At 38.1% G+C, this 14,023-nt stretch carries 17 protein-coding genes; 2 read left to right on the top strand and 15 right to left on the bottom strand.

Going from position 1 to position 14,023, the window contains the following annotated elements:
• The first annotated feature begins 51 nt into the window (after positions 1 to 51).
• Complete coding sequence (locus P767_RS0100420) at positions 52 to 648, top strand: DUF6498-containing protein (protein WP_026762960.1); 597 nt, start codon at positions 52 to 54, stop codon at positions 646 to 648.
• Here the strand turns inward: P767_RS0100420 and P767_RS0100415 are convergent.
• The 10 genes from P767_RS0100415 to P767_RS0100365 all read right to left on the bottom strand — a co-directional run bounded on the left by P767_RS0100415 (position 645) and on the right by P767_RS0100365 (position 9,651).
• The gene (locus P767_RS0100415; protein ID WP_037351450.1) at positions 645 to 1,304 is read right to left on the bottom strand and encodes a response regulator transcription factor; all 660 of its coding nucleotides are present in this window, start codon (positions 1,302 to 1,304) and stop codon (positions 645 to 647) included. The genes P767_RS0100420 and P767_RS0100415 overlap by 4 nt on opposite strands.
• Complete coding sequence (locus P767_RS0100410; protein WP_026762958.1) at positions 1,295 to 2,674, bottom strand: sensor histidine kinase; 1,380 nt, start codon at positions 2,672 to 2,674, stop codon at positions 1,295 to 1,297. Before P767_RS0100410 ends, P767_RS0100415 begins: the two co-directional genes overlap by 10 nt.
• 20 nt (positions 2,675 to 2,694) lie before the next feature.
• Positions 2,695 to 4,656 carry a type I pullulanase gene (pulA, locus tag P767_RS0100405; RefSeq protein WP_026762957.1) on the bottom strand — a complete coding sequence of 654 codons (1,962 nt, stop codon included), beginning with the start codon at positions 4,654 to 4,656 and terminating at the stop codon, positions 2,695 to 2,697.
• A gap of 278 nt (positions 4,657 to 4,934) precedes the next feature.
• On the bottom strand, positions 4,935 to 5,441 hold the full coding sequence (locus tag P767_RS0100395; protein WP_026762956.1) for a hypothetical protein: 507 nt from the start codon (positions 5,439 to 5,441) through the stop codon (positions 4,935 to 4,937).
• 18 nt (positions 5,442 to 5,459) lie between these two features.
• On the bottom strand, positions 5,460 to 5,678 hold the full coding sequence (locus P767_RS0100390) for a DUF1572 family protein (RefSeq protein WP_026762955.1): 219 nt from the start codon (positions 5,676 to 5,678) through the stop codon (positions 5,460 to 5,462).
• A 23-nt stretch (positions 5,679 to 5,701) separates the two neighbouring features.
• Positions 5,702 to 6,505 (bottom strand): SDR family NAD(P)-dependent oxidoreductase, encoded by an 804-nt coding sequence (locus P767_RS0100385; RefSeq protein ID WP_026762954.1) that lies wholly within the window; start codon positions 6,503 to 6,505, stop codon positions 5,702 to 5,704.
• 14 nt (positions 6,506 to 6,519) lie between these two features.
• Entirely contained in the window at positions 6,520 to 7,404 is an 885-nt protein-coding gene (locus P767_RS0100380) for a pirin family protein (protein ID WP_026762953.1), read from the bottom strand.
• Between the two features lie 2 nt (positions 7,405 to 7,406).
• Positions 7,407 to 7,850, bottom strand: a complete 444-nt coding sequence (locus tag P767_RS0100375; protein ID WP_026752476.1) for a VOC family protein — start codon at positions 7,848 to 7,850, stop codon at positions 7,407 to 7,409.
• A 28-nt stretch (positions 7,851 to 7,878) separates the two neighbouring features.
• Entirely contained in the window at positions 7,879 to 8,334 is a 456-nt protein-coding gene (locus P767_RS0100370; protein ID WP_026762952.1) for a tungsten formylmethanofuran dehydrogenase, read from the bottom strand.
• Between the two features lie 72 nt (positions 8,335 to 8,406).
• Positions 8,407 to 9,651 (bottom strand): NAD(P)/FAD-dependent oxidoreductase, encoded by a 1,245-nt coding sequence (locus P767_RS0100365; RefSeq protein WP_026762951.1) that lies wholly within the window; start codon positions 9,649 to 9,651, stop codon positions 8,407 to 8,409.
• A 72-nt stretch (positions 9,652 to 9,723) separates the two neighbouring features.
• Here P767_RS0100365 and P767_RS0100360 point away from each other — a divergent pair, with 72 nt between their 5' ends.
• Complete coding sequence (locus tag P767_RS0100360; RefSeq protein WP_026762950.1) at positions 9,724 to 10,101, top strand: hypothetical protein; 378 nt, start codon at positions 9,724 to 9,726, stop codon at positions 10,099 to 10,101.
• Positions 10,102 to 10,123: 22 nt separating this feature from the next.
• On the opposite strand, the gene P767_RS0100355 is transcribed toward P767_RS0100360, so the two are convergent.
• From P767_RS0100355 to P767_RS0100335, 5 genes are all read right to left on the bottom strand, one after another.
• Positions 10,124 to 10,369 carry a hypothetical protein gene (locus tag P767_RS0100355; RefSeq protein WP_157611290.1) on the bottom strand — a complete coding sequence of 82 codons (246 nt, stop codon included), beginning with the start codon at positions 10,367 to 10,369 and terminating at the stop codon, positions 10,124 to 10,126.
• Between the two features lie 18 nt (positions 10,370 to 10,387).
• On the bottom strand, positions 10,388 to 11,728 hold the full coding sequence (locus tag P767_RS0100350; RefSeq protein ID WP_026762948.1) for a metal-dependent hydrolase family protein: 1,341 nt from the start codon (positions 11,726 to 11,728) through the stop codon (positions 10,388 to 10,390).
• An 87-nt stretch (positions 11,729 to 11,815) separates the two neighbouring features.
• Complete coding sequence (locus P767_RS0100345) at positions 11,816 to 12,433, bottom strand: hypothetical protein (RefSeq protein ID WP_026762947.1); 618 nt, start codon at positions 12,431 to 12,433, stop codon at positions 11,816 to 11,818.
• 16 nt (positions 12,434 to 12,449) lie between these two features.
• Positions 12,450 to 13,136, bottom strand: a complete 687-nt coding sequence (locus tag P767_RS0100340) for a hypothetical protein (protein ID WP_026762946.1) — start codon at positions 13,134 to 13,136, stop codon at positions 12,450 to 12,452.
• A gap of 103 nt (positions 13,137 to 13,239) precedes the next feature.
• Positions 13,240 to 14,013 (bottom strand): sulfite exporter TauE/SafE family protein, encoded by a 774-nt coding sequence (locus tag P767_RS0100335; protein WP_026762945.1) that lies wholly within the window; start codon positions 14,011 to 14,013, stop codon positions 13,240 to 13,242.
• Positions 14,014 to 14,023 lie beyond the last annotated feature (10 nt).

Raw genomic sequence — 14,023 nt, 5'->3', positions numbered from 1 at the left:
AAAAAACGTCGGACAATGGGCTGTTCAGCCCATTTTTCATAAGACTGAAAATTGTATTTTGCAACTATCAAAAAGTCAACCTTTTCCCTTTATTCGGCAGTCAATTTTTTCTTTGCTGTCTTATTGCCAGGCTATAGTTTATTAATAGGCGACAGTACCATATTTTACCTGATTTACCTGTATTGGTGGCAAGAGCTATTAGCATCGGCCATTGAAGGGATTTATTATGCAAAAAACCGGGAAGCCTATCCGGAAATTTCAACCAATCCGTTTTGGGCCAGACTATTTCTGTTATTCGTGTACTTTGTATTCATCATTATATTCTTTGGCCTGGTAAGTGATTGGGGAAACGACCAGCGCATCAAAAAAAATCTGGAAATCTTTTTCTTCAGAGATATTTTTTTTATGATAAATCTGGTAGGATTGGTATTGAATGACTGGTTGCATAAAAAGACTGCTGCACAAAAACTTATCATCAGCAACGATCCGTTCAAGGGGAGAATGATGGTGATGCATATCTCCATTATTTTAGGAGGCTCTACCTTATTTATAGGTAATACTGCATGGGCGGGATTCCCTTTTCTTTTAATAAAAGCCTATCTGGACTACAAACAAAATAAAATGAATATACAGGAAGGAAGCAATTAAATCCACCCCTTGTGTTTGGCTTTTGACAATAGCTCGGTCCGGTTTTGAGCCTGTAATTTTCTGTAAATATTTTCAATATGTCTTTTTACCGTAAATGCAGAGATAAACAAGAGTTCAGCAATTTGTTTATTCGTTAGCCCGGTACTTAAATTTTCCAAAATTTCCTTTTCTCTCAAAGAAAGCACATCTTCTTCGGGTTTCAACTGATTTGCTGGCACCGCATTGCTGTATTCTTTAAGTACGCGCAAGGCTTTTGCCGCAATAGAAGGCGACATGACTGCTCCCCCGTTCATGGTATCAATAATTGTTTCGTAAACCTTATCGGCCTTGGTCTCTTTTAAAATATAACTATCCGCTCCTGCTTTAATGGCATTGAAAATTGAATCATCATCTTCGTAAATGGTAATCATCACAATCTTAATATGAGGATACTCGTTTTTTATCAGTCGTGTTGCTTCAATTCCATTCATGACTGGCATTTCAATGTCCATCAATATCATATTAACAGAAGCATCTGACTGAAGCAGCTGAAGCATTTCAAAACCATTAGCAGCAACGAATTGAATACCAATATCAGGGAAATCATTCAGTTTCTCCTTTAAAGCTCTTTGAGCCGACACATTATCTTCTACAATAGCTAATTTAATTATTTCCATGATACCTGTATTTGAAAGGAAGTCCCCTCCCCATTATTAGAAATCATTTTATAAGTGCCATTCAAGTTTTGAATTCTCTGTTTTACACCTGCAATACCATAGGATTCATTCCCTTCGGAATCATTATCAAAACCCTTTCCATTATCTTTTACCAAAAGGCACATACGCTTATCGTTGCACTCAATATCAATCCAGATATCAGTAGCTTCTGCATATTTTATTGCATTATTTATTAGTTCCTGTATTACCCGGAAAACATTAACGGCAATATTAGAATCAATCACTTCGTTGTTGCTGTAACGGCAATCAAAATGAAAACGGATCAAGTCTTTAGCTTCCCCGGCTGCGTTTATGAAATTCAATACCTTATTTCTGAAATCAGACAGTTGAATTTCATCCGTATGAAGCATCCAAAGGGCGTTCCTTAGTTCCAATAAAGCATTGTCTGTATATTCAGAAAGCGAATCTATCCTTAACTTTTTGTCCTCCTCCAAACCAGAAGCAGATGCTTTAAGCTGATCGGAAACAGAGGAAATTAAAGTGAGGTGTGCGCCAAGACTATCGTGCAGGTCTCTGGCAATGGAAAGTCGCTGCTCCTGCATCGTTTTTTGAATCCCGATTTTAGACAACACAAACTGGTGTTCAAATTCCTTGTACATCATGGCACTCCTAACGGCTACCAATCCATAAACAAAAATCATGAAAACAGGCATAACGATTAAATCCAAGGAAATTTGAGAAATATCAAAAAAGCTATGGGATATAATCAGGATCAATAAAAAAAGCAATACATTAATAAATATTAAAGCAACAAATTCTTTTGCCCAGGCTTTTTTAATCCGGGTTTGTTGATAAAAAGGATCGCCGGAATCTAACTGAAGCTTGCTGGCAAACAACCAGGCTTTTGTACAATAAATCAATGTATTGATTAAGGTAAAAAGGTTGATTAAATTAAAAATCAGAAAATTCCCCTGATTAATCTGCTTAATCACAACAGCATTATCATACTCACCTGAAAAAACATAATAAATACCAAATAAAAAGGAAAACAAAGCAGGAATCTGACTCAGGTATATCCCTTTTGTTACGTTATATCCCAATAAGTTTTTTACATAATAGTATACAAGGGGAGCAAACAAATGCGGTATAAAAAAAGTAAAAAAGATAACAGGAACCAGCTTTTCATTTTCCGGATAAAAAATAAACAGATTAATAAAAAAAGTGGCAATTACTGAAAAGAAAATCATGAAGTAAGCAAGTCTTACTTTAAACACTTCTCTTTTATTCAACAGCGTAGGTAATGCCAGTAAAAACAAGATAATGGCTGCTGAAATATTAAGATAATAAACAAAGGGATCCTGATAATGCATCTTGTAAAATACAAATAGTTTTATTGAAACAGGATTACGGCAGAACTACCATCCAGTAACAGTTGATTTCCTTTCAGGGAAGACCTATTGCGCATTGAGGCAATTTTCCACTCACCTGCAGGCAGTTCAATTGTTTTGGCGGTTACATTCCCATTGTAACCCACCCAGATTTTTTTCCAGCTATCCCCCACGGCTGCTCCGTTTATTGTATAGCCAATAACCCCTTCAGGCAAATATTCCTGAAATACCAGGTGCTGTGCAATTTGCTGAGCAGAAGTCATTCTGAATGCAGGATGCGCTTTTCTCAATTGAATCAAAGACTGAATGTATTGATAGCTTGCGTAGTTCCTGGTCTTAAGATTCCAGTTAATGGCATTAATACTATCTCCGCTATTAAATGAATTCTCAACCCCATATTTGGTTCTTAAAAACTCGGAACCTGCCGTTAAAAAAGGAGTACCCTGTGCAGTTAATACTATCGCATAGGCCAATCCGTGCATTTTTACCCTTTGCTGCTCTGAAGCTTCTTTATAAGATAGAGCAATTTTATCCCAGAGAATATGATTGTCGTGACAGTCAGCATAATTTATTAATCCTGCAGGACCGGAAGTATAGGGTCCTTTGGAATAATTCACCAGGTTATAATTTATTTGTGGGTGCTGACCCGCAGCAACTACCCCAAATTTTACAGATTCTGCATTGGTTAATTTTCCCGTTGCAAAACCCCTGTCGTCAATATTGAATACACTGCCTTTTATACCATCTCGCATATCGTCGCTAAAAACTGCTACGCCATTCAGCCTGGCTGCATTTTGCTTCAAGGCTTTTAAACTGTCGGGCAGTGGCGATCCCCCCGCTGTCCAACCTTCTCCATATAAAACAATAGAAGGTGTTAACTTTCTTAAGGTATCTGCAATCAGATTCATCGTTTCAATATCGTGAATACCCATAAGATCAAATCTAAAACCATCCACATGATATTCCTTTACCCAATACAATACACTTTCAAGCATAAATTTTCGAAACATGGCTCTATCACTGGCTGTTTCATTGCCACAGGCACTGGCATCCGAAAAACTTCCGTCGGGTCGTTTGCGGTAATAATAGTCAGGAACAAAGACATTAAAATGGGATTGCTGGGTTAAAGCTGTATGATTGTACACTACATCCATAATAACCCTTAATCCATTCAGGTGAATCGTTTGAATGGTATGCTTTAATTCTTTAATACGTTGCTTACCATCCGAAGCACTGGTACCATAAGAACCTTCCGGAATATTATAATTAACGGGATCATATCCCCAGTTGTATTGGTTGTTCTTTGTTTCGTCAACACTGTTGTAATCGTAAAAGGGCAACAAATGAATATGGGTTACGCCTAATTCTTTAATATGTGAAAGTCCGGTTGATAAACCTGCAGCATTTTTTGTTCCGGTTTCTGCCAGCCCCAGAAACTTGCCTTTGTTTTTGATGCCACTATTCGGATGAATGCTGGCATCGCGCACATGCAATTCATAAATAATGGCATCGGTCTGTGCATTTTTAGCAGAGAACCGGGGGGATTGATCCTTTGCCCAACCTACCGGGTTGGTTTCTTTTAAATCAACCACCTGTGCACGCAATCCATTGGTACCACAGGCTTTGGCATAGGGATCAAGGGCTTCTGCACTCCAGACTCCATTCATGTTTACCTGAAAAGTATAATAATGGTCTTTGATGTTTTCGGCGACGGTGATTTGCCAAACGCCGTTCAATTTTTTTTCCAGTGCTGCTGTGCGATAAGAGTCGCCGCCTGAATCCGTTTTATAAAAATTGATTCGGACCGCTGATGCTGTTGGGGACCACACTTTAAAAGTAGAAGCCTTAGCTGTATAAGTCAGGCCTAAATCGTTTCCGTTGTAAACAGGATAATTGGCAGTAGGGTACTGTGCCACTATTCGCGTAGCTATAATCAGTAGAAAGAAAAGCAAATGGTTTTTCATAAACGAAATTGAATAGATCAACTTTGACCCGATTGTTTGGTTTTACGGTAATTAGAAAAATTACCGTAGGTATAAATGATTGAGAAAAGCAATAACCATCCACGCATTAAAATATTCTGGTTATCATTTTTTTGATATGCATACACAATGCCAACAACAAAAGTTATTACTAAGATGCAGCCTAAGATAATTCCAATCAGAGGTTTGCGGGTATTGGTATTTGAGTTCATACTGAGTTATTTGGCTGTATTTGTACAAATGAAACTTTAAAATAGGCATTATTCATAAAAAATATTCGATTTAGGTGCAGCTTTCACTCTTGGTTTAGCTTGAATGGTTTTAGTGGCAGTCTCAATAAAAGCCAGCAAATCAGACGGATTGATTCCATTCACTTTATGGTAGGTTTTACAGTACTCGTCTATTTCAACCGTTATGGTTTTATGGCCGAATTGAAATTGCACGACTGTCATTAATTTGGGGATACCCGGACATTCATCTTTTATTACAAGATGATTCGGCAAACTGGTATCTGACAAGTAGCGGGTTAAATTAAGCATCTCCCACTTTTCATTTATATTCTGAATTTCAGATTTAGTTAGTTCAAACTGAATCTGCTGTTTTGTATTGTTCATAAAAAAAACCGTGTAGGTTTTATTACCAAGATCATATTTATAACTATCAGCATATTGAATGCTGATTAATGGGATTTTATTACTGGAATCCTGAGCATGAATATCAGGATAAAATAACAGACTAATCAGAATAACTATACGAGTATATATCATGCTCTAAATGCTATTGTTTTAAATCTTATTCTTTTTCCTGGGAATTGACAAAGACTCCCAATTAGCATCACATAGCATATTGCCAACCACATGCCACACAATCGTGGCAATGGAATTGCTTTCCTCATTGTACTTCCAATTCAATTGTTCATCGGAGAGTCTATCAAAAATTTTCTCCGCTAATTGTTTGTAATATTCAAACTGATGTTTGGCGCTATGAATAAAATCGTCATGCATGATAAATGACTTTTGAATTGAAATTATACTGCATCGGGCTTGGGTCCTTTAGCAAGTATTTTCCTTGTTAAACCAGGGAACCAGCGTTGCAAACCAACAATAATTCTGCCATGGGTTGTGAAAACATAATTGCGCTTTCGCTTCAGAATAGCCCATACCATTGCTTTGGCGGCTTTATTGGTTGGCCACATTAAATTAGAGGGACGCGGATCGGGCCGATCCGGATGCCAGACGCCTTCATTGTCAACACGTGCAATTTCAGATACTACGAACCCCGGATGTAAAACAGTACAACTCACCCCTGTTCCCATTAATTCCAATTGCAGAGTAAGACCAATAGAATTTACCGCTGCTTTAGACGCACCGTAAGCACCTATATGAGGATTGGGAAGAAACGCTCCTACGCTACCCACCAATCCGATTCTACCTTGTGTTTTCTTTAAATGAGGTAGTGCATATTTAACTGTTAAAGCCAATCCCGTAACATTCCCTTGTAATTGCCTGCTCCAATCGGCTGCAGTTAATTGTTCAATACTTCCAAATACACCAAAGCCCGCATTAGCAACTGCAATATCCATTCTGCCCCATTGTTCTATAATAGATGCAACAGCTTCTTCAATTGATTTTTCATCCATAATATCTACCGGAACTACGAGGGCTTCTCCGCCCTTTTGACGAATTTCCTGAGCAACGGCTTCCAGCAATTCTTTGCGTCTTGCAGATAAAACCACTTTAAATCCTTGTGCTACCCATTCAAATGCCATTGCTTTACCTATACCAGAAGATGCTCCGGTAATCCAGACTACTTTGTTTTGGGAATTAGTCATAATGATGACAATTTTTACTTTTTAGGTAAGGTTGGATAGGGTACAAATTCGGTTTCATCACCCTTTACTTTTTCAAATAACTGATCTTTCCATTTTTGTTTTGCTTCAGCTATCAGTTCCCGGCTGGTTGCAACAAAGTTCCAGTCGATGAATCTTTCTTCAGGAAAAGGCTCTCCTCCAAAAATATAAATAGTGCTATTGGCTTCTATTGTAAAAGTGCATAATTGACTGTCCTTCGTAACTAGCATTTGCCTGGGCCCATAGATATTGCCATCACTTTCAATAGCCCCTTCCAGTATATACAAACCAGACTCTCCATATAAATGTTTGCCAATGATCAGCTCCTGTTTTTGTGAGCTTTTAATTTCGATCATATACATTGGACTGTATACAGGCACCCCCGATTTTCTATTAAAAGCTTCACCAGCTATTAGCTTATACTGAATACCATCCGTTTCCCAAGAAGGAATTCCGCTTTCAGGAATATGATAAAACGATGGTTCCATTTGCTCCAGCTCTTTAGGAAGCGCTACCCAGATTTGCAGGCCATGCATATTCTTTTCAGAATGCCTTAAATAGGCTGGGGTTCGCTCACTGTGCACGATTCCTCTACCTGCTGTCATCCAGTTAACCGCACCAGGCTTTATTTCAACCTCCGTGCCAATTGAATCACGGTGCATGATGCTGCCTTCAAATAAGAATGTAAGCGTAGAAAGTCCAATATGTGGATGAGGTAATACATCAAAATTATTACGCTCATTTAATTTTACTGGCCCCATGTGGTCAATGTAAATAAAGGGGCCAACCATTCGCTTCTGACGAAAGGGAAGCAATCTGCCTACCAGGAATTTACCTATATCAGCTGCTCGTTCTTCTATGATTAAATTGATGTTGGACATAGTTATAAAGAATTGCCTTTGTAACGGGGATCAAAATCCACCATCCACTCAATTCCAAATTTATCCCTGAACATACCAAAGTAAGAACCCCAGGGGCTATCCCCAATGGGCATTTCAATTTGTCCACCAGTGGAAAGGCTATTAAACAAGTGATCTGCTTCTTCCTTTGATTCGGCCCCAATAGAAATTTTACTTCTGGTTTCGTTTAAATTGTGAACGCCCAATGCTTCCGGGGTATCACTTCCCATTAAAATATTGTTCTTACCAACAGGTAGTGCAATATGCATGATTTTGTTAGCTTCAGTTTCTTTGGCTATGCTTCCTTCAAATTCCATATCCTTGAAGCGCATAACCATTGCAAACTCACCTCCAAAAGCGGAACGGTAAAACTCAAAAGCTTCTTCTGCATTTCCATTAAAATGGATGTAAGGGTTTATTTGTGCCATGATATTGTTGTTTGTTCATGAGGGAGGGTTATTCAATTATTTCTTTCAACTTCGCCAATGCTCGTGGATAGTGATTATTAAAATAATCCAGGTATTCATCTATAACATCTATATCAACGGTTACAGTTGTAATGCCGTCTGTTTCATGGAAAGAATAATTTTCATGACCACCTGCCCACTTTTCAACCATCTCGCCAGATGTCACTTCTTTATCACCGTCTATAAATCCATAGTGTCGTATAGAAACAAATTCCGCCGGAAGGTGTTCCCTGATTTCCGAAACCATCCCACCTCGCTTTCCGTTTTCATCAACCCCTACAAAATAAATCTTACTTCCCTTTTCCCAGTTACCTTCAAAAGTAGAAGTTGGATTAAAAACAGAGGTCCATCCCTGATAGGTGGAAGCCTCTTTTAAGCCCAGCATTGTTTCGTACACTTTGTGTGCTGATGCATGAATCTGTTGTTTAAATTGTAGTTTTTGCATGGCAAAGGGAGTATTGAACTTAAATGTACAATTCAAATGGGAGAATGTCAATACAGAATACAGGAGCGGCTTCTATTTATTGGGTTTCAGAATAAGCCTGAGTGAACTGTTTTTGGTCAGGTAAGACCAGGCCCAGTTAATAAAGATGATCAGTTTGTTTCTGACCGTTAGAATTAACATAAGATGCAAAAACATCCATACCAGCCATGCAATATATCCTTTGAATTGCATGAAAGGTAAATCTACTACTGCTTTGTTTCGACCAATAGTAGCCATGGCACCTAAGTCTTTGTATTCATAATCCAAAAGGGGCTTATTCAGGTATTCGTTTTTAAGATTACGGCTCAGCAGTCTTGCCTGGTTGATGGCCACATTTGCTACCTGTGGATGTCCTTTGGGATAAACGGGGGTAGCCATTATTGAAATATCACCAACTGCATACAAATTTGTGTACCCGAGTATTTTATTTTGTCTGTTTACCTGTATTCTGGAATTGGCAATCCATACTTTTTCATCCAACCCTTCAATACGATTTCCTTTGATGCCAGCCGCCCAGATTAATGTTGATGCAGGAATGATATTTCCATCAGACAGCGTTACCATTGTTCCATCATATGATTTTACAAAAGTTTCTGTAATCAACCGAACACCTAATTGAGCTAAATATTTACCAGATGCCTCACTGGCCTTGGCGCTCATAGCTGTTAATGTTTTATTACTTCCTTCAATTAAATAAATACTGAATTGGGAAAAATCAATACCCGGATAATCTTTCGGCAAGATGTATTTTTTTATTTCAGCGAAAGCGCCGGCCAACTCTACACCAGTTGGCCCTGCACCTACGATGACCAGATTGAGCAAGGCTTTCCTACTCTCTGCATCTGCGCTAAGAATGCTTTCAAATACTGTTATGATATGATTTCTAATAGCAATGGCATCATAAGTAGACTTGAGCGTAAACGCATTTTGTTCAATAGAAGTATTGTTGAAAAAATTGGTAGTGCACCCTGTAGCAATCACCAGATAATCATAATGAAAGTCGCCAATTGTTGTAGCAATTTTATTATCTTCAGGATACAGCTTAGTTACTTCCGCCAACCTTATCTGAATGTTTGAATTACCCTTGAATACAAAGCGCAAGGGAAAGGAAATACTGGAAGGTTCAATTTGAGAAGTAGCTACCTGATAAAACAGGGGCTGAAACTGGTGATGATTTAGCTTGTCGATTAAGGTAATATCAAAATATTTTTTATCTGCTTTTTTAGCAAGTTCAAGACCAGCAAATCCAGCACCTAATATGACGAGTTTCTTTTTCAACTATGGAAAAGTTAATCATTTATTTTATAAACGTTAACCACAACCTGTTTTAATTATTAAATCCATTTACCCATGAGAAATCAATTTCGTTTTTTAGCTATAACTTTTTGTTTTACCCTATTGACTATTTCTCTTCAGGCACAGAACAAAGAACCCAACTTGAAATTTGGCAAGTATGGATGTACAGCCACCAAATACATTAATGGATTTTACCAGTACTCACCCAAGGGGTCTTTTATTATAAATAAAAATGGCAGTTACACGTATTTAGGATTTGAAAAACCTAGTACCGGCAAATTCACTGTTGATGAAAAAGGGAATCTTCAATTTAAGGGTGGTTATTTTGATGGCGGCAAAGCAGAAAAAATTGACACATCTAACCGATTCTTTTTAGTTTTTCCATCCAATCCTGACAATCGATGGACTTGTTCCTTAACAGATAAGCAATAAAAGATAATGTAATTTAATAAAGCTATTTATTAATCTTTTGGTATTGAGTTATACTATAATAAATACTCCCACCCGTTGCCAGAATTGCTATGGCAATACTCCCTTTAAAACCAAAAGCCTTTGCAAAAAGTATTAGCAGGTCTTGTTTTCCAGGCTGTGTGCTGGATGGACCAATAGCTATTCCCTGCTCAATATCATGAGCATAAACAACCAATAAGGCCGAAAAAATAATAATTGCAAGAGTGTATAAAACGGGCTTCCACATCATGCTAAACTTTGAGTGGTACTACTTATTCAAAATGTTCTTATACACCACCCCGTCTTTCATGATAATCAAAAAATTGGCATCCGGGTTCTCAACCAGCTTAATATTTTCTAATGGGCTGCCATTCACTAAAATTAAATCAGCATAAGCTCCCACTGAAATTTCACCCAACTTGCCTTTTTGATACGGGTCTCTTTTACCACTCATTCTTAACAATTCTGCATTGGAAGAGGTTGCCATTTTCAAAATTTCATACGGTGTGTACCAACGAGTTAATGCTGAAAGTTTCGAACCTTGCTTTGTTGCCTCTTTGGCATCAAATAAAATGTCGGTCCCCCATGCTGTTTTAATATTATACTTTTTAGCAAATGAATAAGCAATATCCGTTCCCTGACGCATTTCATCCTGCTTCAAGCGATTAGGGCTTCCTTCAGGAAATCTGGATTCCCCGTTATCTATAAAAGGCTGTAAGCTCCACCAGATTCCTTTTTCTGCCATTAATTTTGCCGTTTCTTCATCTGCCAATTGTCCATGATCAATGCACTTTACTCCAGCTTTTATTGCAGTCTTAATAGCATCAGGTGTATAGGCGTGAACTGTTACATATGTCCCCCAATTTTCAGCCGCCGAAACCGCTGCTTTAAATTCAGCTTCTGTATACTGTGTAACATCCAAAGGATCATAATTAGAAGACACTCCTCCACCTGCCATCAATTTAATTTGTGTTGCGCCCTGACGTAATTGCTCTCTTGTACGCATCAAAACATTATCGGCCCCATCTGCAACTGCCACCATCCCATTTCTTTCAGGATAGGAAAGCTCTCCTATTTTACGTGGCACATCGGTTGGCAAACCAAAATCTCCGTGGCCACCTGTCTGTGAAATAAATGCTCCACTTGAATAAACTCTTGGACCTGAAGCTAACCCCATATCAATCGCTTTGGCCAAGGTCAAAGATCCACCTCCTAAATCTCTTACGGTAGTGAATCCTCTTAATAACTGCTTCTCTGCGGCTTTAGCTGCAATTAAATTAAGCATTGCAAAATCGCTCATCATAGCCTGCATTTGCGGAATGCTTTCAAATAATAAATGGACATGTGCATCAATCATGCCAGGCATAAGAAATTTACCCTTTCCGTCAATTATCTGGGTGAACCCACTTCGGTCAGTTATAATCCCTTCGGTAGAAATCTTTGTAATAATATTATTCTCAATCAATACATTTCCTTTGATGGTCTTGGCATCCTTTCCGTTGAAAATTTCAACATTATTAATAAGAATTTTGGTTGGTTTGGAACTTTGCGCAACTATTATGTTGCTGAATAAAAGTAATAATGCTAAAACGGATTGGAATAATCTCATATCTCAAAAAAATTGATTTGGAATGACTAGTAAAATAATAAAAAATATTAATTTATTAACTTTTTGTTGAACCCGCTTAACGCAAATTTACTTTTGCTTTAAAATGGAAAGTTGTTGCACTTGAGTACCTGCTTTCCTTCCTTGTACGGCTAGATATATAATACCTGACAGGTATTTGATTTTAATCACTTCTCCGAACTTTAGAAAATTATCACTCCCCACCAGGGTTTGACTACCAGTAGAAATTTTATAAATAGAAATGCCTTGTTTATTAGCCCCATTGTTGGCATATCCTGTATAATACATGTTTCCATGCTCATCAAAGGCAATATCACTATCCGTTTCACTACCATACAAAAGACTGGCACCATCCAATACTTTCCGGAGTTCTTTAGTCTGGAAATTGTATACAAACGAAAAGTATTTTTTTGTGTCTTGATGATACACAAAAAGTCCCATTTGCTTACCGTCTTTGCTGTAATGACGATATGTTTTCGCAGTACCGGTAAAACTGGGATAATATGGAATATAGGGAACGGAAGCGACCACTGTAGCAGGGGTTTCTTTAAAGACAGGTACGGGCAAATCGGTAGGAACATATTCTGCAACAATCAAATTATTGTCTCTGGTAGTAGCAAACAAAGTACTCTTTCCTCGTTCTGCTTCCGTAAACAAGGGACGAATATTATTGCCATTGTTAAACATATATGAACCAATAGTATTAAAGCCCCCCCCAGAGCAAGTTTAACCCCGATAAGAGATAAGGATTAGGATTGGGGTTTAAACCAACAAATGAATAAACCATATTGGGATAAAGATAAATACTCAGATTGCGATACCCCATCTCCATAAAATACCCTTCAAACTCTCCCAGATGACCTTGACCAACTACACCTCCAAGTCCGTTATATCCAGCATCTCCAGACACATGCAGATAGGTACTCCCTCTAGGGCCAGCATAGGTCATCAGTGCCATTATATATTGGTTGGTATAGGGGCGAAATTCATGAACCTGTAATTGCTGACGCAAATCTCCACTTCCAGTTACGAAATTTTTAAAATCCGGAAATTGTTTTGCATCCTTCGGCAAGGGAATTACTTTTTTACTATTAAGGTCAACTGTATTTCTATAAAAGCTCTCATAGCCATTTACCCCTCCAATGGCATTTTGAATGTATACAAAATGAAACAAGTGATCGTTTTCTATTGTCATATCACTCATCCCATATTTTCCGAATGTCTGCATCAACATAGTGGTGTCCCATACATGTTCAAAGGCTGAATTGGCATTTAAAACAGAAATTGGTTCATAAGGATTTGAGGGATTACCGGTGTTATTGGTTTCTTTTTTGCAAGAGGTTGTTGCAAGCAGCGTAAACAATAAAATGGCCGCAATTATTTGTTTCATTTACTAATCTTAACGTGAAGAAAAAACGATTTGATTCTTCGCCGAAAGTATTTAATAAAAGATTTCTGCCTATGGGCCGCACAGCCCATTCTTATATTCCCAATTAAATAAAACCCGCCCCCAAAGCAAGGGAGAGTATAATCAACATAATAGCCACTGTTACCTGTAAAAACTTAAGAGTTACTTTCTTTAAAAGTTTGTTGCCAATATAAGCACCGATAATAGCTGAAAAAGTAGCAAAGACCACCAGATTCAGGTTATCCGTAAGACCCGCACTGTTAAACCTGGTAGCGTAAACACTCAATCTGGTAAAGTCCACAAAAGTAGAAACCACTACTGCTGTTGCTACAAATGCTTCTTTAGAGAGACCTGCTTTAATTAGAAAGGCACTTCGCAACGCTCCCTGGTTGCCGGAAAGCCCCCCGAAAAATCCACTTAATGCACCACCGACCGGAAGTTTATCCTTGCCGAATTGCAGATTGCTGAAATAAGGAATTAAATCGATGCTTGCAAAGAGAATGAGCAAAACAGAAATGATAAACTTTACCGGGAACACCTGAAAAGTTTTTCCAAATAGTTGATATGTAAAAAGCGGTTGCCAATTAGTGATGTTCAGCAACAACCAGGACCCTAGTAAAGCAGCCAACACTGCAGGAATTCCAAAACGCAATACCACTTGCCTGTCTGCTGCTCGTCCAACCAACACTAATTTGAAGATATTATTAAAAAAATGGACAACCCCTGTAAGAGCAATGGCTAAGTCTACAGGGAAGAAAATCATAAATACGGGTGTAAGAATAGTCCCTAAACCAAAACCGGAAAAGAATGTCAGGATGGCTACAAGAAAGGCAGTCAGAGATATGATTATGATTTCCATTTCTGTGGTA

The sequence above is a fragment of the Sediminibacterium salmoneum NBRC 103935 genome (assembly GCF_000511175.1).
Taxonomy (GTDB): domain Bacteria; phylum Bacteroidota; class Bacteroidia; order Chitinophagales; family Chitinophagaceae; genus Sediminibacterium; species Sediminibacterium salmoneum.
The sequence above is the reverse complement of the archived record's forward strand: the minus strand, read 5'-3'. Positions and strand labels throughout refer to the sequence as shown.

Coding starts and splice junctions, on each gene's coding strand:
- P767_RS0100415 (WP_037351450.1), bottom strand. CDS start 1,304: ATGGAAATAATTAAATTAGCTATTGTAGAAGATAATGTGTCGGCTCAA.
- P767_RS0100410 (WP_026762958.1), bottom strand. CDS start 2,674: ATGCATTATCAGGATCCCTTTGTTTATTATCTTAATATTTCAGCAGCC.
- pulA (WP_026762957.1), bottom strand. CDS start 4,656: ATGAAAAACCATTTGCTTTTCTTTCTACTGATTATAGCTACGCGAATA.
- P767_RS0100395 (WP_026762956.1), bottom strand. CDS start 5,441: ATGATATATACTCGTATAGTTATTCTGATTAGTCTGTTATTTTATCCT.
- P767_RS0100390 (WP_026762955.1), bottom strand. CDS start 5,678: ATGCATGACGATTTTATTCATAGCGCCAAACATCAGTTTGAATATTAC.
- P767_RS0100385 (WP_026762954.1), bottom strand. CDS start 6,505: ATGACTAATTCCCAAAACAAAGTAGTCTGGATTACCGGAGCATCTTCT.
- P767_RS0100380 (WP_026762953.1), bottom strand. CDS start 7,404: ATGTCCAACATCAATTTAATCATAGAAGAACGAGCAGCTGATATAGGT.
- P767_RS0100375 (WP_026752476.1), bottom strand. CDS start 7,850: ATGGCACAAATAAACCCTTACATCCATTTTAATGGAAATGCAGAAGAA.
- P767_RS0100370 (WP_026762952.1), bottom strand. CDS start 8,334: ATGCAAAAACTACAATTTAAACAACAGATTCATGCATCAGCACACAAA.
- P767_RS0100360 (WP_026762950.1), top strand. CDS start 9,724: ATGAGAAATCAATTTCGTTTTTTAGCTATAACTTTTTGTTTTACCCTA.
- P767_RS0100355 (WP_157611290.1), bottom strand. CDS start 10,369: ATGATGTGGAAGCCCGTTTTATACACTCTTGCAATTATTATTTTTTCG.
- P767_RS0100350 (WP_026762948.1), bottom strand. CDS start 11,728: ATGAGATTATTCCAATCCGTTTTAGCATTATTACTTTTATTCAGCAAC.
- P767_RS0100345 (WP_026762947.1), bottom strand. CDS start 12,433: ATGTTTAACAATGGCAATAATATTCGTCCCTTGTTTACGGAAGCAGAA.
- P767_RS0100340 (WP_026762946.1), bottom strand. CDS start 13,136: ATGAAACAAATAATTGCGGCCATTTTATTGTTTACGCTGCTTGCAACA.
- P767_RS0100335 (WP_026762945.1), bottom strand. CDS start 14,013: ATGGAAATCATAATCATATCTCTGACTGCCTTTCTTGTAGCCATCCTG.